The 17,582-nt window shown below is 73.6% G+C and carries 13 protein-coding genes; 5 read left to right on the top strand and 8 right to left on the bottom strand.

The features are described from left to right. Positions 1-275 precede the first annotated feature (275 nt). The 6 genes from OF819_RS05175 to OF819_RS05200 are packed head-to-tail and all read right to left on the bottom strand — an operon-like array spanning position 276 to position 10,416. On the bottom strand, positions 276-2,372 hold the full coding sequence (locus OF819_RS05175) for a PQQ-binding-like beta-propeller repeat protein (RefSeq protein ID WP_267242138.1): 2,097 nt from the start codon (positions 2,370-2,372) through the stop codon (positions 276-278). Positions 2,373-2,375: 3 nt separating this feature from the next. Then, positions 2,376-3,302 (bottom strand): hypothetical protein, encoded by a 927-nt coding sequence (locus OF819_RS05180; RefSeq protein WP_267242139.1) that lies wholly within the window; start codon positions 3,300-3,302, stop codon positions 2,376-2,378. After that, positions 3,303-6,089, bottom strand: a complete 2,787-nt coding sequence (locus tag OF819_RS05185; protein ID WP_267242140.1) for an SAV_2336 N-terminal domain-related protein — start codon at positions 6,087-6,089, stop codon at positions 3,303-3,305. 15 nt (positions 6,090-6,104) lie between these two features. Beyond that, a complete protein-coding gene (locus tag OF819_RS05190) occupies positions 6,105-7,223 on the bottom strand; it encodes an AAA family ATPase (protein WP_267242141.1) in 1,119 nt (372 codons plus the stop codon). A gap of 2 nt (positions 7,224-7,225) precedes the next feature. Continuing rightward, positions 7,226-9,247, bottom strand: coding sequence for a hypothetical protein (locus OF819_RS05195; protein ID WP_267242142.1), 2,022 nt, complete (start codon positions 9,245-9,247; stop codon positions 7,226-7,228). After that, complete coding sequence (locus tag OF819_RS05200; RefSeq protein ID WP_267242143.1) at positions 9,244-10,416, bottom strand: hypothetical protein; 1,173 nt, start codon at positions 10,414-10,416, stop codon at positions 9,244-9,246. Before OF819_RS05200 ends, OF819_RS05195 begins: the two co-directional genes overlap by 4 nt. Before the next feature lie 183 nt (positions 10,417-10,599). Here OF819_RS05200 and OF819_RS05205 point away from each other — a divergent pair, with 183 nt between their 5' ends. From OF819_RS05205 to OF819_RS05225, 5 genes are all read left to right on the top strand, one after another. Then, positions 10,600-10,839: a hypothetical protein gene (locus OF819_RS05205; RefSeq protein WP_267242144.1), complete on the top strand. Its 240-nt coding sequence runs from the start codon at positions 10,600-10,602 to the stop codon at positions 10,837-10,839. Positions 10,840-11,123: 284 nt separating this feature from the next. Beyond that, positions 11,124-12,410 carry a precorrin-6y C5,15-methyltransferase (decarboxylating) subunit CbiE gene (gene cbiE, locus OF819_RS05210; RefSeq protein WP_416370479.1) on the top strand — a complete coding sequence of 429 codons (1,287 nt, stop codon included), beginning with the start codon at positions 11,124-11,126 and terminating at the stop codon, positions 12,408-12,410. Continuing rightward, on the top strand, positions 12,407-13,165 hold the full coding sequence (gene cobM, locus OF819_RS05215; protein WP_267242146.1) for a precorrin-4 C(11)-methyltransferase: 759 nt from the start codon (positions 12,407-12,409) through the stop codon (positions 13,163-13,165). The genes cbiE and cobM overlap by 4 nt, the downstream gene beginning before the upstream one ends. Positions 13,166-13,416: 251 nt before the next feature. Further along, the gene (locus OF819_RS05220; RefSeq protein ID WP_267242147.1) at positions 13,417-14,586 is read left to right on the top strand and encodes a GDSL-type esterase/lipase family protein; all 1,170 of its coding nucleotides are present in this window, start codon (positions 13,417-13,419) and stop codon (positions 14,584-14,586) included. Positions 14,587-14,654: 68 nt separating this feature from the next. Next, the gene (locus OF819_RS05225; RefSeq protein ID WP_416370474.1) at positions 14,655-15,428 is read left to right on the top strand and encodes a cobalt-precorrin-6A reductase; all 774 of its coding nucleotides are present in this window, start codon (positions 14,655-14,657) and stop codon (positions 15,426-15,428) included. On the opposite strand, the gene OF819_RS05230 is transcribed toward OF819_RS05225, so the two are convergent. Together OF819_RS05230 and OF819_RS05235 are read right to left on the bottom strand one after the other, a co-directional pair. Beyond that, on the bottom strand, positions 15,398-16,942 hold the full coding sequence (locus tag OF819_RS05230; RefSeq protein ID WP_267242148.1) for a precorrin-2 C(20)-methyltransferase: 1,545 nt from the start codon (positions 16,940-16,942) through the stop codon (positions 15,398-15,400). The genes OF819_RS05225 and OF819_RS05230 overlap by 31 nt on opposite strands. Then, entirely contained in the window at positions 16,939-17,580 is a 642-nt protein-coding gene (locus OF819_RS05235) for a precorrin-8X methylmutase (RefSeq protein ID WP_267242149.1), read from the bottom strand. Before OF819_RS05235 ends, OF819_RS05230 begins: the two co-directional genes overlap by 4 nt. Between the last annotated feature and the right edge of the window lie 2 nt (positions 17,581-17,582).

Here is a 17,582-nt window from a genome sequence, read left to right on the forward strand (position 1 = left end):
CCGTCCGGGGCTGTGCGGCGGCGGTGGCGGTGGCGTTCATGGCTCCCCCCCTGGGCGGGGCGCGGCGTCTTCTCGCGGTGAGGCGAACAGACGCCGCGCCGACCGCTGTGCTCCGTTCCGGAAGGCTCCGGGACGGTGGGCCGAAGGCGGCGGCGTCGGCAGCACCGGGCGGCGGAGAGTGGCCTGAACATTACGCTCCGCCGTGATGCGAGACCGATGGTAGTAGCCCGTTCAGAGCAGTGTCCGGAGAAAATAAGGATTCATTCCGGCTTTTCTCATGGTGTGTCTGGCACTTCCGGAATCCAGGCGTCTTCCCGGTGCCGCAGACGTGCCGCGGAGGCGTCCGCATGGACGCAGCGGAGCGTTCCGTCCAGCCCTCCGACCACCAGTTCACCCGGCCCCGGCCAGAGGTTCGCCACGTTCCGAACACGCCATCGCCACACCTCGGAACCGTCTGCTGACGACAGTGCGCAGATTCCGTCACGGTCGGCCAGAAGGGCGCTTTCCCGGTCGGATGTGCCGGGTGCGGCATCGCTGCGGGCGCAGGGCCCTGCCAGCGCCGTGAGCCCGGTGTGGCCGCGCGGGCCCCGCCGCCAGATCTCCCGGCCGCCGGCGGCGTCCAGGGCCCACACCCGGCCCTCCGCCGACCCCACGAGCAGCAGCCCGTCCGACGGCACGGGCGCGAGATGCACCGTTCCACCGAGCCTGCGCCGCCACAGCACCTCGCCCGAGGCTGCGTCGACCGCCGTGGCCGAGCCGTCGGCCGAGACGGAGAACACCCTGCCGTGAGCGACGGCGGGTCCCGCGTATGCCGCCCCGGCCACCGGCACACGCCACAGCCGTGCGCCGTCCGCGAGTGCCAGCGCCGTCAGCGCCCCGTCGGCCGTGCGCAGATACAGCGCCCCGCCGTCCAGCACGGGCCGCCCCGCCGCCCCGGTCCGTGCCGCCGTCCACCGCACGACGCGCCCCCCGGCCTCCAGGGCCGTCACCCCGAGACGTCCGGCCGCGATGAGCAGCCGTGGTTCGCCCGGCTGCGGGCCCGGGTCGTATGCCACGGCATGGGCCGGCGCGGGCAGCCGGAACCGGAAGGGCCACGGCCCGTCTGGAGAAAGGCGCACCACATGGACCGCCGCGTCGGCCGTGGCCACGGCGACGGCGTCGCCCGCTACGGCGAGCCCGCCGCGGGCCGGGGCGCCCAGCTCCAGCCGCCAGCGCGTCGTGCCGTCGGCCCGGTCGACGGCGTACAGAACGCCGTCGGCGGTCACGGCCAGCACCAGTGCGCCCAGCACCGCGGGAGCGGCGCGCAGCCAGTCGTAGCACTGCCACTGCCACCGGGTGCGCACCAGCGGCTCCCGGCGCTTGGGGGACGCGACGCACATCGTCGCCGGGCGGAGCACGGACACTTCGTCGTACTCGGTGAAGTCGTCGTCCACGCCCGCCACGGCTCGCAGTCCGGCGCGGTGCTCGTCCAGCACGCGCAGCGCCGGGGCGGGCAGCGGCAGCCGCCGGGAACGCATGGCCCCGGCGACATGCTCGGCCCGCTGAAGGACCTCGGCTGCTTCGGGACGGTCTCCCGCCTCGAACTCCAGGCAGTCGCCGACGAGGCCGCGGAGCTCACCGCGCGGCAGCCCGGACATGTCCGGACTCTCGGTGAGCGCCCGCAGCCGGATGTCGAGCTGGTTCCGCCCGCTGTAGGGGGGATGTCCGGTGGCCGCGAACAGCAGGGTCGCCCCGAGGGCGAACACATCGGCCTGCCCCTGGGCGCGCCCGAGGCCCGCGGCCTGTTCCGGCGCGGCGTACTGGAAGCTGCCCATGGCGTCCGTGGTCGCCGTCAGGCTGGGGTCGCCCACCAGCCTGACCAGGCTGAAGTCGATGACCCAGGGGCGCACCCGGGTGATCAGCACATTGCTGGGCTTGAGGTCGCGGTGGTAAAGACCGACCTTGTGGAGGTCGGCCAGTGTGCCCGCGAGGCCGGCGGCCAGCGCCCAGACGGCTTCCGGGTGCAGCGGCCCCGCCTGGTCGACGAGCTGCTGCAGACAGGGGCCCGGTATATAGCGGGTGGCCAGCCAGGGGCGTGCCGCCGCCGGGTCCGCGTCGAGCAGTTCGGGAATGCCCTGTCCGCCCACCCGGCTGACCGCCTCGATCTCGCTGCGGAAACGCGGACGGAGCCGCTCGGAGTCCGCCACGTCCTGCTTGATCAGCTTGATGGCGGCGAGCCGGCGGCGCCGCTCGTGTCCCCGGTCGTGCCCCCGCTCGTGCCGCCGGTCCTGCTCACGGGCCAGGAAGACATCGCCGAAGCCTCCCGAGCCGATCCGGCACAGCACGGTGAACCGGCCCAGCTGTCCGGGGTCCTGCGGACGCCGTGGCTCCATCCCTCACCTGCCCCGTCCCTGTGCGGCCCTCCCCGGGGCATCGCGCCGCGCCCGCCCGCCGAGACGGGCGGGCCGCTTGTCGGCGGCCAGCTCGCGCAGCATGCCGAGGGTGCCCAGCTCCTGGCGCAGCAGCCGCAGCCGCGCCAGATGAGCGCGGCCCGTGCGCGAAGAGACCTCCGGGGGCTCCGACTCAAAGACCCGGACGCGCTCGTCCGCCAGGTCGCTGTGCGTGTAGCACAGCCAGGGGGTGGACGGGCCCGGCTCCGGCGCCCAGGTGGCGGCGGTCAGCCCGGCCCGGCACCCGTACGGCAGCAGCCAGGCGACGGCGTCGATGGTGGCGAGACGGGTCAGGGCGAACCGGCTGGAGCGCGGAACCAGGGCGAGCGGGCGCTCCAGGGCCGCCGCCGCGGCGGCCGCCGCCCAGTCGAACCCCAGCTCGTCGTCGAGGAGTTCGGCGACATCCGGCAGCGGATCGGGGCCCGCGGGCAGGGCGAGGCGGGATTCGCCGTCGTCGGGCGGCAGTTCCACGGGGCGGACGGCGTGCCACAGCCCGGTCAGCCCGAGACCGGTGCGGGCGAGTTCCTCGTACGGCACGGCGAAGAACCGCGTCTCTGCGAGACGCCGCCCCGAGGAGTCCCAGTACGACTCCGAGGGGCGGCTCCAGTGGGTGATGGAGATGCTGAGGTGCCGGCGGGGCAGATCGCTCTCGCCGAAGGCCCCGAACGAGATCCAGGGCAGGCCCTCCCCCGGCGCGCCGGCACCCATCCACTGCGGGGGTGTGCCGAACAGGGTCCGCCGCACCAGGGCGTCGAACATGCCGTAGGCCGTGGGGCCTTCACTGCAGGCGAGTACGCGGTACTCGCCGCCGTCGCCGCGGGGTTTGGACAGCAGCGCCCACACCGCCCACAACTCGCTGTCGTCGTGGCCCATTCAGCGCTCCCCCCGTGTTCTGCGTTGTCTGCCCGCGCTCCCCGGCAGTCCGGAACGCCGCCGTCCCAGGGCGACCAGAGGGTCCAGCACATGGAGCGGGCGGACCGGCCCGCGCAGCATCGGAATGCCGTCCTCGTCGCGGGTCTGGTTGGAGCAGTCGTCAAGGTCGACGGAGCCGTCGCGCCGCCGGTGGATGCCGATGGCGGACAGCACGAACCACTGCACCCGCTCCGGGAGGAAGTTCAGCCGCACCAGATCCACGATCTCGGCGATCTCCGGTGAGCTCCGGCCGAGCCAGGAGATGAAGCCCTCCGCGTCCTCGTGCGGCACACAGGGGTCGCCCTGCCCGTTCTGGCCGGCCCAGTTCCCCCGCCGGGCGGAGCGGAACACCCTCGGGTCGTCGAACTTGGTCAGACACACGGCGACCCGGTGCGGCAGCCGGCCTCGCTTCAGCCGCCCGTTCTCGAAGTGATCGCGGGTGAGCCGCTCCAGATGCGGGGTGAGATAGGCGGCCTGGGAATCCCTCTTCGCGGAACTGAAGGGGTCCACAAGCAGCAGGATGCGGTTCGACCGCCCCAAGTGGGCATCCACGGCTGGGTCCTTGCCGTACTTGTCGCGCTTCAGCACCCCGCCGCCCGTGTCGAGCAGGGAGAGCGTGAAGTCGACGCGCAGCCGCCGGTCGGCGGGCGTCTGGGGGCCGCCCAGATCGGCCCGGAAGACATACGAGAAGGGCCTGGGCTTCAGCGTGGGCTCGGGGAAGCGGCGGGCGAGGGCGAGGCTGTGGGTCTGCTGGATGAGGAAGTGCTCGGCGCTGCCGTCCATGGGGACGATGTTCCAGCGGCCCTGCTCCTTGGGCGTGTTGACCGCCGCCAGCCAGGCGGCGGCGAGGAAGGTGGTCTTGCCGCAGCTGTTCGCACCGAGGACGGCGACGCGGGTGCCCGCCGCTGGGGCGGGGGCGGGGGCGTCGATGGGGGCGGGGGCGTCGGCGGGGCCATCGCCTGCGGATGCGTACGGCGTGGCCGCCGGGTGAACCGGCGCAGGCCGCTGCGTATGCGCCTGGCCCTGCGGCGCCGTGGCCAGGACCGCCCGGGCGGCGGCCTGCTCGATGCGTTCGACGGCGCCCCGGTAGGCGGGGCCGAGGCCCTTGAGGATCTGCGCGGCGACCCTGGCGAGCGGCTGGACCTCCATGTCGATCTGACGTACCAGCTCGGTGTCATGAGGAGAGGTCAGCAGCGCGGGAAAGGCCAGAGGTGAACGCCTCAGCCGATGGGCGACCTCGCGGGAGACCGTCATAAAGGTGTCGATGGCCTCACGCCGCTCCAGGCTCGCCAGCAGCAGCCCGCGCACTCCCTCGACGAAGTCGTAGTCCTCGCCGCCCGGCCTCGCGTCGGCCTCCGAGTCGCTGCCGGGGGTACGGCGCAGCAGCCCGCTGAGGAAGACCTCCGCGAGGGGAGCGGGGTCGCCGCACTGGTTCCGCTGTCCGCTGGTCGCGGTGTGCACCAGCCACATCGTGTCCAGGTTCAGCGGCGCGGTGGCCAGGCTGCGCAGCAGCCGCCGGGCCCGGGGACTCGCCGTGGCGTCGAACTCCCTGATCAGTCGGCTGGGTGAGGTGTCGCCCCGTACGGCGGCGGCCATGGCGTCGAAGGGCTCGTCCGGCGGCCCGTCCGGCGGCCCTTCGCCTGCCTGCCCCTGGGCGGTGACGATCCAGGCCGATCCCGAGAGCATCTGCCCCGGCTCTCCGGTGAGGAAGGCGACCCAGCGACGCAGCGACGCGGGATCGAGCGAGACGACGGGCACGGCGAGCGGACGGGCGGTCTTCCAGGGCGGTCCTTCGGGCCACAGGTCGTGCCATGACCAGCCCGCGGGCGTGAACCGGTCGGGCCGCACCCGGCACTGCACATCGGCGACGCCCTCGCTGTCGGTGCGCAGATACACGGGGAGCGGGTTGACCCCGGTCCGCGGCCACAGATGGCGGGGCAGCAGATGGATGACCACCACGGGCCCGTACCGGCTGAGACGGTGGGCGTGCCGGGCGAGCTGCCCGTCGTGCCAGCCCCGGTTCACCCCGTCGGTGACGAAGGCCACGATGCGCCGGCCGTTGGGCTGGATCAGCTCGCCGAGCCCGGTCGCGCCGCCCGGCCGCGTCAGCGCCACCGGGTCGGCGTCGGACAGCAGCCGGCGTACCGTCACCGAGCGGAACGCGCCGTGCCGGGCCGCGCCGGACGCCATCTCCCGCAGCATCCGGTCCCACAGGCGCATCGACGCGCCGGTGTCGCACACCAGCGTGAGCTCGAAGTACGGCTCCTTCGCGGGCGTGCTGACGGGGACCAGCGTGCCGCTGGTCGCCCACTGCTCGGCGGTGGCGTTCTCGTCCACCTCACTGGCCACCGGCGAGGGGCTGGTGCGCCGCAGTTCGCGCAGGGCGCGGGCGAGGCCCAGCCGGTGCGGGAGGGTCCAGGTGGGCGCGGGACCCTGAACACCGCCGCCGGACACCCTGCCCGCGGCGGACAGCACCGGCCCCGCGCGCAGCAGATGGACGTCCACCCCCGCCGTCCGGCCGGGCGGCGCGGACCGCCCTGGACCGCCCGCGGCGAAGCGCTGGCGGAGCGCGGAAGCGGCGCTCTCCCCCGCTCCGCGGCTGGGCTCAGCCCTGGGGGCGGGGTCCGGGTGGGTCTCCTGGCCCCGCCCGGAAGGCGTCGTGCCGGCCATCCGGCGGGCCAGCCAGGCGACGTCGAGCACCTCGCCGAGGCCGATGTCCGCCTCCGCTCTCAGTAGGGCCGCAGCCACCGCCGGGTGCACCGGTCACGCCCCGGACAGCGAGTGCAGCACGGCCTGCTCGATGGTCTGAAGGTCCAGCGGGTCGATCTGGGCGTTGAGGCGCAGCCGTACGGCGTTGATGAGCTGGTCCGGGGAGAGCTGGCGGCCCTCTCTGCTCAGCTCTTCATAGCGGTTCAGCACATCCTGGATCTCGTCGAGATCGGTGAGATTGTCGATGTGCTCCTTCAGAATCGCCTTCAGCCGCTCCGTGGTGGGGGGTTCAAGCCGAAGGAAGAGACAGCGCCTGCGGAAAGCGGGCGGGAATTCCCGCTCGCCATTGCTGGTGAGGATGACGATCGGAAACTGAGCGCAGCACACCCTGCCGCCGTGCACGGGAACCCTCTCCCCGTCGTCGGCGGGCCGGACATACACCAGGTCCTTCCCCCTGATGCGACGCAGCTCCGGAATCTCGAATCCCCCCGTCTCGAAGACATGCAGCAGATCGTTCGGCAGATCGACATCGCTCTTGTCGATCTCGTCGATGAGGAGCACCCTCGGCCGCAGCCTCGGCAGCAGGGCGTCCCCCAGCGGCCCCAGCCGGAAGAATCCCCCGATGTCCTCGCCTTCGGGCTCCTTCCTCCAGGGTGACGTACGCTGACGCACGTTCATATCGTGCATTCGGCCGAGAACGTCATAGTCGTACAGGCCCTCGCGGAGGGTGGAGCGGCTGGTGATGCCCCAGCGCAGCACGGGGCCGAGTTTGAGTTCCTTGGCCACGCTCGCGGCGAGGGTGGTCTTCCCCACGCCCGGCGGTCCGGTGACCAGCAGGGGCCTGCGCAGATGGATGGCCGCGTTCACCAGGTCATGGGCCTTGCCGTCGCCGTGGTAGGCGACCGCGATGTGCTCGTCCCAGGCCAGTGCGCGGGGGTCGGGCCTGGGGGGAGGGACGGGATGCCAGGGATCGTCCCGGGGCCTTTGCGGATCGTCCTCGCAGGCGCGCGCTTCCTTTAGCCCGAACATACGCCAGGGCGGGGGGTCCGGAATCTCCGGCCCGCTGTCCCTTTCCCTGGCGGGGAGGGCCGCGGGGGCCGCCCCGTTCTTCCACTGCCCCTGATATACCCACCATGCAGGAGGGGGGCCGCCGAGCTGTTCGTATGTGTCCATGGTCAACCACCTTCGACAGGCTGGGCAACCCGGGTGCGGGCCACTGGAAAACGAAGCGGATCTTCGAAAATCACGGCCATGTCGGGAAATTCGACGCCGCCGCTCCCGGTGCGCAGTTCGAACATGATGTCCGGGATATCTTTCAGCGGCCTTTCCAGAAGCTTTTCCTCCAGCGCCCTCCGGAACTGGCCGCTGCGGCACATGCTCCGGTCGACCATCGTGCCCGGACTGGTGTCCAGACAGGCCTCGTACGGCCAGATCGCCACCGTCGCACCGTAGTTGAGGGCGGTCGAGACATGGTCCTGCGCGCCCTTGACGCCGTTTCTGGGCTGGGCGAGGACGATTCCGGCGCTGCTGGCCGCCGCTTTTCCGCTGAAGGCGGCGCGCACGGCCGCGAGGTCGCAGGGCGTGATGCACGCGTCCCACAGGAAGCGGTTGGTCGCGGCGAGCAGCTCCAGATGCCCGCCGCCGATGCGCGTCCAGGCTCTGGATCTTCGTCCGTATGTATGCCGCCAGCGGTCCCTGAGCACGACCGGGGCCCAGTCTCCCAGCAGCGGTGCGGCTCCGCTCTCGACGGCATAGCAGGGCAGGCGGTGGAAGCGCTGGTCGAACAGCTCCCTGTCGACGAGGAACTCGAACCGGGAGTCGTGGAGCTCGTCCGCGGTCAGCTGCCGGGAGGTGCGGTCGTAGACCTCCAGGAACGCCTCGCCGAGCTGCGATTTGCGCCATGACCGGTGGGCGAGGGGGATGTCACGGGGCTCTTGGCCGCTGTAGAACCGGGCGCTGAGGTCATAGAGCGGGTTGCGTCGCGACGCCGCCGTGACCTGTCCCTTCTCCTCGGCTCGCTGGATCTCGACGACCAGGCTCGACGTGCCCTGCGGCACGGCGATCCGGGCATGGTCATCCGTCAGCGGGGGAAGCCCGGGGCGCTCGCTCAGAGATTCATACCAGTCGCGGATCGGTCCGTCCGGGTCGAAGAACTCCAGCACGGAGCACAAGACGGTGATCGCCGGCGGTCCTTCCTGCCGGGTGAGCAGCCCGGCGACATGCGCCGCCAGCTCCTCCAGCGGCATGTCCGGCTCTGCGAGGTGGACTCCGGCGTGGTGCAGGGCACTGGCGACCGCGCCCCGCTGTCCTGCGGTGAGGTGCGCCCCGGCCACGATGGACCGCAGCGCCTCGATCTCCGGCTCCTTCACCAGGGTGTAGGGGCGGTAGTCGCTCCGGAGCACATCCGCCCCCTTGCGGGTCGCGCGGAAGTGTGTGGGGATCTGGTCGACTTGATGGCGTGCGTACTCCTCGGCGAAGCTCTCGTTCAGCCGCGTCACGGCCTCCTGAATCGCCTTCAGTTCGAGTGCGTCTTGCGGCGTGAGCTTGCCCAGCTCGCCGAGGAGTCTGCGGGTGAAGACCCCGCCGTCGCTGTCGACGGCCGCCTGCTCGCCCTCGCGGGCGGCGTAGAGGACGAGCTGGTCGGTCCACTCGGGGTGCGGCAGCTGCCCATGCGCGGCGATGAGCGGCTGGGCGCCGTGCACATCGGTGTCCTGCTGGACCTCCCGTTCACAGCAGGCGTCGATGACGTACAACTGCCGCTCGGGCCTGCCCTCGTTGCACATGAACGCGCGGAGATCCTCCAGCACGGTGCAGGAGGGGCGTTTCAGGAAGAGCCAATGGCGTCTGTCGTAGCCGCAGACGGCGCCGTGGCCGAGCCAGTAGAGGACGAATGCGTCGTCCGGGGCGAGCTGCTCCAGCTGTGCCTCATCGTCGAGGAACTCCCCGCTCAGGCTGGAGCGGTCGGCGCGGGCGACGTCGAAGCGGTGACCGTCGTTGTCCGCGAGCCAGCTCAGACCGGTGACGTCGGCTTCGGGGAGGTCGGCGTTGGTGAACACCGTGATGTGGCACGGCTCGCGCACATGCTGGAGCAGCCAGCGGGCGAACGACACCGCGCTGCGGTGCGAGCCGGGCAGGTCGGGCAGCAGGGAGCCGTCGCCGTAGCTCTCCGGGACGACGAGCAGAGCGCGCAGGGTCACCGTGCGCTCCTCTCCACCGCCGCCGCGATCGCCTGGTACACCTCCTGGGTGGCCCAGTAGGCGCCGTGCGCCCGCGGGAACGGCTCGCGGGTGTCGACGGCGACATCCCGGACACGGCCCGGGAACTCCGGCTCGGCGGGGAAGCCCAGCAGATCGGCGGGATCGTGCACATTGAGCCAGTCCGCCGTGAAGTGCCCCGGCAGCGGCGCGCCGTGGCGATGGCTGGCGAGCGCGTCCATGCCGTACAGATACGGGATCTGGCTGCCGACGCTGACCAGCAGCCGGACCTGCGGCAGCGCGGCGGCGACCAGGGTCTCGAAGGAGGCGATGCCGCCGAGGCTGTGGCCGAGGAGGACGACCGGGCCGCCGTCCGCCGCGGCCTCGGCGACCCGCTCGGCGAGATAGGCGCGCACGGGTGTGCCGCGTGCCTGGTAGAGGAGGATGTCCCCGGCGGCGGGCGTGGCGTGTTCGAGGATCTGATGCCGGTAGCGGCGCACCGCCGGGTGGGCGATGCGCTGCGCGGTGCGCCAGCCGGTCCGCAGCGCCTTCCGGCCCGCGCCGAGGGCCGTGCCGCCGAGGGCGTCCGCGACCGCCTGCGCCAGATCGTCCCGCTCGGCAGGGGTGACGAGATGGCCTGCGGCCTCTTCCCGTACGGCGATGTACTGGGCGGTGACCGCGCGGCCGACGAGGTCGTTCGCCTTGGTCGCGGCCAGGGCGGGCAGCGCGGCGTCGAACTCCTCGTCCGCGAGCAGCTCCGCGACGGCCCGGCACAGCGCGGCGGCGCCCTCGTCGCCGACGCGCTCGCGGACCGTGCCGTGCTCCGGCAGGCCGCGTAAGCCGCGTTCGAGCCCCTTGACGACACGGGGCGGGACGGCGGAGGCGTCGGCGTCCGCGTCCAGAACGGCCAGCCGGGTCTCATAGAGGGGGTCGTCGTAGAGCCTCGCCCAGACGGCTCTGCGGCGATCCGCCTCGTCGGGGACGCGGGCGGCCGCCTCGGGGGGCATGTCGTCAAAGGCGGGCCGGCGGACCCCCAGGACGTCGCCCCAGGGGCAGGGTTCGACCGCCACGCCCGGCAGTTCGCCTGCGAGCCCCTTTGTCAGCCGTTCCAGATCGGCCGCGTACCGCTCGGCGCGCACACCGGTGCCATGGACATAGAGAATCGTGGTCACTGCTCCCCCTTGTGCCCCCACGGCCCCGCCCTCCCCGTCCGAGGGTGAGAAGCCGGATGCACACTGTAGTAGTGACACATGTCACTCCGCGGGGGAATCGGGGAACATCCGGGAAGTCGCCGGCGGTCCACGACCGGCCGTCCACGACGCGCGCGCGACGGCGCCCGGGGGCACTCTGGACCCATGGAGAATCCCACCACCCCGGAGGAGTCCGGCCATCTCGTCGACGTGGCGCCGTACGACGCCGACAGCCGCTACCGGCTCGTGCGGTTCCGCGGCAGCGGTTGGGAGTCGCTGGAGCGGGAGGAGTTCGAGCCGCGCGTACGGCGGGAGTTCCCGGACATCGACCTGGACGACCCCGAGCAGGTGCACTGGGCGGACCGGCCCGGCGAGTGGCCGCCGTGGCACCCGGGCGAGGCGTGAGCGGCGGGCCTTGGGCCGGGTGCTTGAGCCGGACGCCTGAGCCGGACGCCTGAGCCGCGGGCGTGACGCGCCGCCCGGGTGACGCGCCGCCCGCGTGGCATTCCGGCGGCGTGATCCGCAGGCCGGACGCGGCGGCGGGGACGGGGGAACGGCCGAGTAGAGTGCCGGTCCGTCCCCTTCCACCCGTGAGGTAACCGGCCGTGAGCTGCGCTGTCCCCCCGCCGTCCGTGACCGTCGTCGGGATCGGCGCCGATGGCTGGGAAGGGCTGGCCGAGCCGGCCCGTATGGCGCTGCGCGAGGCGGAGGCCGTCATCGGGGGCGGCCGACAGCTTCGGCTGGTGCCCGCGGAGTGCGCCGCGGAGCGCATCGCCTGGCCCACGCCTCTGCGACCGGCCGTGCGCGGGCTGCTTCGGGCGCACGCGGGGCGCCGGGTCTGCGTGCTGGCCAGCGGGGACCCGATGTTCTACGGGATCGGACGCGCGCTGGCCGAGGAACTGGGGCCCGAGCGGCTGCGGGTGCTGCCGCATCCGTCCTCCGTGTCGTACGCGGCCGCCCGGCTCGGCTGGCCGCTGGAGGATCTGGAGACCGTCACCCTCGTCGGCCGCCCGGCGGCGCGGCTCGCCGCCGCACTCCATGACGGCCGCCGGCTGCTGGTGCTCAGCGCAGGAGCCGGCACGCCCGCCGAGGTGGCGGCCCTGCTGCGGGAACGCGGCTTCGGCCCCAGCCGGATGCGGGTGCTCGAACAGCTGGGGTCACGGCGGGAACGCTCCGTCGAGGGCGTCGCCGAGGACTGGGCGCATCCGCCGGGCGACGCGCTCAACGTCGTCGCCGTCGAGTGCCGCAGGGCGGAGGGCGCGCTGCGGCTCGGGGGTGTGCCGGGGCTGCCGGACGAGGCGTACGAGCACGACGGGCAGCTCACCAAGCGTCATGTGCGGGCGGCCACGCTGGCCGCGCTGGCGCCCGCGCCCGGGGAGCTGCTGTGGGATGTGGGCGGCGGATCGGGTTCCATCGCGATCGAGTGGATGCGCAGCCACCGGTCCTGCCGGGCCGTCACCGTGGAGCGCGATCCGGTGCGGGCGGAGCGCATCGGCCGCAATGCGCGGACACTCGGCGTGCCCGGCCTGCGGGTGGTCACGGGCCGGGCGCCCGAGGCGCTCGCGGGACTGCCCGCCCCGGACGCGGTGTTCATCGGCGGGGGCCTGACCTCGCCCGGGCTGCTGGACGCCTGCTGGGAGGCGCTGCCCGCGGGGGGACGGCTGGTCGCCAACACGGTGACCCTGGAGTCCGAGGCGCTGCTCGCCGACTGCCGCCGGCGGTACGGCGGCGAGCTGGTACGGCTCGCGGTGGCGCACGCCGTGCCGGTGGGCGGCTTCACGGGCTGGCGGCAGGCGATGCCGGTCACCCAGTGGGCGGCGGTCAAGCCGGACGCCGCGGGCGCGGCGGAGGCGACGGGCACGGCGGGGACGACGGGCATGCCGCAGACGCCGGTCACCCCGGAGACGGCAGTCACCCCGGAGGCGCCGGTCGAGCACGGTCGGGCGGTCAAGCAGACAGGAGACGACACAGCATGACGGTGTACTTCATCGGCGCGGGCCCCGGCGCCGCGGATCTGATCACGGTGCGGGGGGCCCGGACGCTGGCCTCCTGCCGGGTCTGCCTGTACGCGGGCAGTCTCGTGCCCCGTGAGCTGCTCGCCGAGTGCCCGCCACACGCGCGGCTCGTCGACACGGCCCGGCTCGATCTGGACCGGATCGCCGAGGAGATGATCCGCGCCCATGAAGAAGGCCATGACGTGGCCCGGCTGCACTCCGGCGACCCCTCCGTCTTCAGCGCGGTCGCCGAGCAGATGCGGCGGCTGGACGCGGCGGGCGTGCCGTACGAAGTGGTGCCGGGCGTCCCGGCGTTCGCGGCGGCGGCCGCGGCGCTGAAGCGCGAGCTGACCGTGCCGACGGTCGGCCAGACCGTCATCCTCACCCGCATCGCCCAGCAGGCCACCCCCATGCCGCCGGGAGAGGACCTGGCGACGCTGGGCCGCAGCGGGGCGCTGCTGGTCCTCCACCTGGCCGCGCGCTACGCCGACCGCGTGGTGGAGGAGCTGCTCCCCCACTACGGGGCGGACTGCCCCGCGGCCGTCGTCGCCATGGCCAGCCGCCCCGAGGAGCTCGTCCTGCGCGGGACGCTCGCGGACATCGCGGATCAGGTGAAGGCGGCGGGGGTGGTGCGCACCGCGGTGATTGTGGTGGGGCGGACGCTGACGGCGTCGGCGTTCCGGGACAGCCATCTGTACTCGCCGGAACGCGACCGCTCCCGCGACCACGTCTGCTGAAATTCGGTTGCCGCGTGGGGGTGCGGCGGGTTGTGATGCGGGGTGGTCTGTCCCCTGCCCCGCCCCTTCCCGTTAACCGGGGGCTCCGCCCCCGGACCCCCGCGCCTCAAACGCCGGCGGGGCTCACGTGAGCCCGTCCGGCGCTTGAGGACACGGCCGAAGGCCGTACGGGGGGTCTGGGGGCTTGCCCCCAGTTTCGGGAAGGGGCGGGGCAGGGGACAGACCCACCCTCCGACCGACGACCCGAGGCCATGAACACCACGCATCCCTGGATCACCACCCCCATCACCCCCGCCCTCCTCCGCGGCGCCCTTGAGCTGGAGCGCACCGCGCACGGCGTGCTGCCGCACCGGCTGCCCGCGTGGGCGCGGGCGCAGTGCGGCGACGGGCAGTTGGCCGTGGCGGAGGCGCAGTCCTCCGGCGTGCGGCTGGTCTTCCGTACCCGCGCTGCCGCCGTGGAGCTGGACACGCTGCCCACCAAGCGGTCCTACGTCGGCGCCCCGCCCCGCCCGGACGGCGTGTACGACCTGCTCGTCGACGGCCGCCTGGCCGGCCAGGGCAGTGTGCGGGAGGGCAACACGCTGATCATCGACATGGCCGCGGGAACCGCCGACACCCGGCCCGGCCCGCCCGGCACCCTCCGCTTCAGCGGGCTGCCGGAAGGTCCCAAGGACATCGAGATCTGGCTGCCGCACAACGAGATCACGGAACTCATCGCCCTGCGCACCGACGCCCCTGTCGAGCCCGCACCGGACCGGGGCCGCAAGGTGTGGCTGCACCATGGCAGTTCGATCAGCCATGGCTCGGACGCCGCGAGTCCCACGGGCACCTGGCCCGCGCGGGCCGCCGCTCTCGGCGGCGTGGAACTGACCAACCTCGGGATGAGCGGCAGCGCCCTGCTCGACCCGTTCACCGCCCGCACCCTGCGGGACACCCCCGCCGACCTGATCAGCCTCAAGATAGGCATCAATCTGGTCAACGCGGATCTGATGCGTCTGCGCGCGTTCGCACCGGCCGTCCACGGCTTCCTCGACACCATCCGCGACGGCCATCCGACCGCGCCGCTGCTGGTCGTCTCGCCGCTCTTCTGCCCGATCCACGAGGACACCCCCGGCCCGGCCGCGGTCGACTTCGACAACGCGGGCGCCGGGAGGCTGACCTTCCGGGCCACGGGCGACCCCTCGGATCCCACGCGTCTGACGCTCTCCGTCATCCGGGAGGAGCTCTCCCGCATCGTCGCCGCACGGGCGGCCGCTGACCCGAATCTGCACTACCTCGACGGCCGCGAGCTCTACGGCGAGGCGGACTCCGCCGAGCTGCCGATGCCGGACGCGCTCCACCCGGACGCCGCCGCCCATCTCCGCATCGGCGAACGCTTCGCCGAGCGGGCCTTCGCCGCGGGCGGCGTCTTCGCCCGGTAAAACGCGGGCCCAGGGGCCATGTGCTTGAGTGGGTCCCGGCAGCCCGCCCCGCCCCTGGAAGGACCCCGGTGAACCCCGCGCCCGCGCCCGCCCCGCACGTACTGATCCTCGGCGGCACGACGGAAGCCCGTCGGCTCGCCGGCGCGATGCACACTCAAGTGCGCGTGACCAGTTCGCTGGCCGGGCGGGTGGCGCGGCCCGTGCTGCCGCCGGGACAGGTGCGGATCGGGGGGTTCGGCGGGCCCGAGGGGCTCGCACGGTGGCTGCGGGAGCACCGGGTGGACGCGGTCGTGGACGCGACGCATCCGTTCGCGGAGGCGATGAGCTTCAACGCCGCGCGGGCCGCCGCCGACGCGCACGTTCCGCTGCTGGCGCTGCGCCGGCCGTCGTGGGCCCCGGTCCCCGGCGACGACTGGCGGTCCGTCGGCTCGCTGGAGGAGGCCGCCGAGGCGCTGCCCGCGCTGGGGGAACGGGTGTTCCTGACGACCGGCCGCATGGGCCTGGCCGCCTTCGCGCACCTGCACGCCCAGTGGTTCCTGGTGCGCTCCGTGGACGCTCCGCGGCCGCCGTGCCCGGCGCGGATGGAGGTGCTGCTCGACCGCGGCCCGTTCACCGCGGACGGGGAGCGCGAGCTGCTGCGCCGCCACCGGATCGAGGTGCTGGTGACCAAGGACAGCGGCGGCGCGGCGACCGCGCCCAAACTGGCCGCGGCCCGTGAGGCGGGCATCCCGGCGGTGGTGGTCCGCCGGCCGCCCGTGCCGCAGGGGGTGCCGACGGCGGCGGACTCCCCCGAGGCCGCCGCCTGGCTGCGTCAGCTGTTCGCGTCGCGCTTCCCGGGGTAGCGGCGCGGCGTCCACACCAGCTCCCCGTCGCCCCGCCGCACCGCGCGGGTCTGCGAGGAGCCGACGATCAGCAGCGTCCGCATGTCGACCTGCGCCGGGTCGAGATCGGCGAGTCTGACGATCCGAACGCTCTCCTCCGGCCCTCCCACATCGCGCCCGACGACGACGGGGGTGTCCGGCGCGCGGTGCTCCAGCAGCAGCTCGCGGGCCTTGCCGACCTGCCAGGTCCGGCTGCGCGAACCGGGGTTGTAGAGGGCCAGCGCCAGGTCGGCGGCGGCCGCGGCGTGCAGCCGCTCCGCGATCACCTCCCAGGGCTTGAGCCGGTCGGAGAGGGAGACGACGGCGTAGTCGTGGCCCAGGGGCGCGCCTGCCCTCGCCGCCGCGGCGCTGGCGGCGGTGACGCCGGGCAGGACGCGCACGGGGACGTCCCGGTACGGGTCCTCGGCGGCCGCTTCCAGCACGGCGGCGGCCATGGCGAAGACGCCCGGGTCGCCGCCCGAGACGACCGCCACGCGGCGGCCGCGGCGGGCCAGGTCGAGCGCGAACTCGGCGCGCTCCGCCTCCACCTTGTTGTCGGAGCCGTGCCGGGTCTGCCCCGGGTGGTGCGGCACCCGGTCGAGGTAGGTGGTGTAGCCGACGAGGTCGTCGGCAAAGGCCAGCGCCCCGCGCGACTCGGGGGTGAGCCACAGCGGACCTGCGGGGCCCGTGCCGACGACGACCACTTCGCCCGCGGGCGCGCCCGCGGACGGGCTCGCGGACGGGCTCGCGGACGGGCGGGCGTTGGCGATGCGGCTGGGCACCACGGCCATCGAGAAGTACGGCACGGACTCCGGGTCGATCCCGGCGAGTTCGCCGGTCCGCTCGCCCTCCATCGTCGCCCGCTCGGCGTACCGCGCCTCCGCCAGCCTGCCCGAGCGCTCCAGCGCCCGCCGCACGGCGGGGAAGGTGCGGCCCAGCTTCATCACCACGGCGGCGTCGGCGGCCGCGAGACGGGCCGTCAGCTCCTCCTCCGGGAGGGTGCCGGGGATGACCGTGAGGACCTCCTCCGCCTCCACCAGCGGAGTGCCGAGCCGGGCGGCGGCCGCGCTCACGGAGGTCACGCCGGGGATCACCTCGGTCGGATAGCGGTGGGCGAGCCGCTTGTGCATGTGCTGGTAGGAGCCGTAGAAGAGCGGATCTCCCTCGGCGAGCACGGCGACGGTACGGCCCGCGTCGAGGTGAGCGGCGAGCCGGGCCGCGGCCTCCTCGTAGAAGTCGTCGAGCGCGCCCCGGTAGCCGCCGGGGTGGTCGGTGGTCTCGGTGGTGATCGGATACATCAGGCGCTCCTCGATGTGCTCGGGGCGCAGATGCCTCTCCACGATGCGGCGGGCGTGGGAGCGGCCGTGGCGGGCGCAGTGGTAGGCGAGGACGTCCGCGTCGCGGATGACCTCGGCGGCGCGCAGCGTCATCAGGGACGGGTCGCCGGGCCCGAGCCCGACGCCGTACAGCCGTCCCGTCGTCTGGTGGGTGCTCATTCTTCCTCGCTCGCGATCGCGTTGAGCGCGGCGGCGGCGATGGCGCTGCCGCCGCGGCGTCCGCGGATGACCAGGTGCTCCAGGCGGGAGGGGTGTTCGGCGAGGGCGTCCTTGGACTCCGCGGCGCCGACGAAGCCGACGGGCACTCCGATGACGGCGGCGGGGCGGGGCGCGCCGTCCTCGATCATTTCCAGCAGCCGGAAGAGCGCGGTGGGCGCGTTGCCGACGGCGATCACCGCGCCCTCCATGCGGTCGCGCCACAGCTCCATGGCGGCGGCGCTGCGGGTGGTGCCCATACGGGCGGCCAGTTCCGGCACGGAGGGGTCGGACAGGGTGCAGATCACGTCGTTGCCGGCGGGCAGCCGCTTGCGGGTGACGCCGCTGGCGACCATGGAGACGTCGCACAGGATGGGCGCGCCCGCGCGCAGCGCCTCACGGGCGCGGAGCACGGCCTGCGGCGAGTAGCCGAGGTCGCGTACGAGGTCGACCATGCCGCAGGCGTGGATCATCCGCACGGCGACCTGGGAGACCTCGGGGGGCAGCCCCGCGAGGTCCGCCTCGGCGCGGATGGTGGCGAAGGACTCGCGGTAGATGGCCGCCCCGTCCTTCTCGTACTCGAACACTGTCTTCTCGCTCATTT

Source organism: Streptomyces sp. PR69 (assembly GCF_026420845.1).
In the GTDB taxonomy this organism is placed as follows: domain Bacteria; phylum Actinomycetota; class Actinomycetes; order Streptomycetales; family Streptomycetaceae; genus Streptomyces.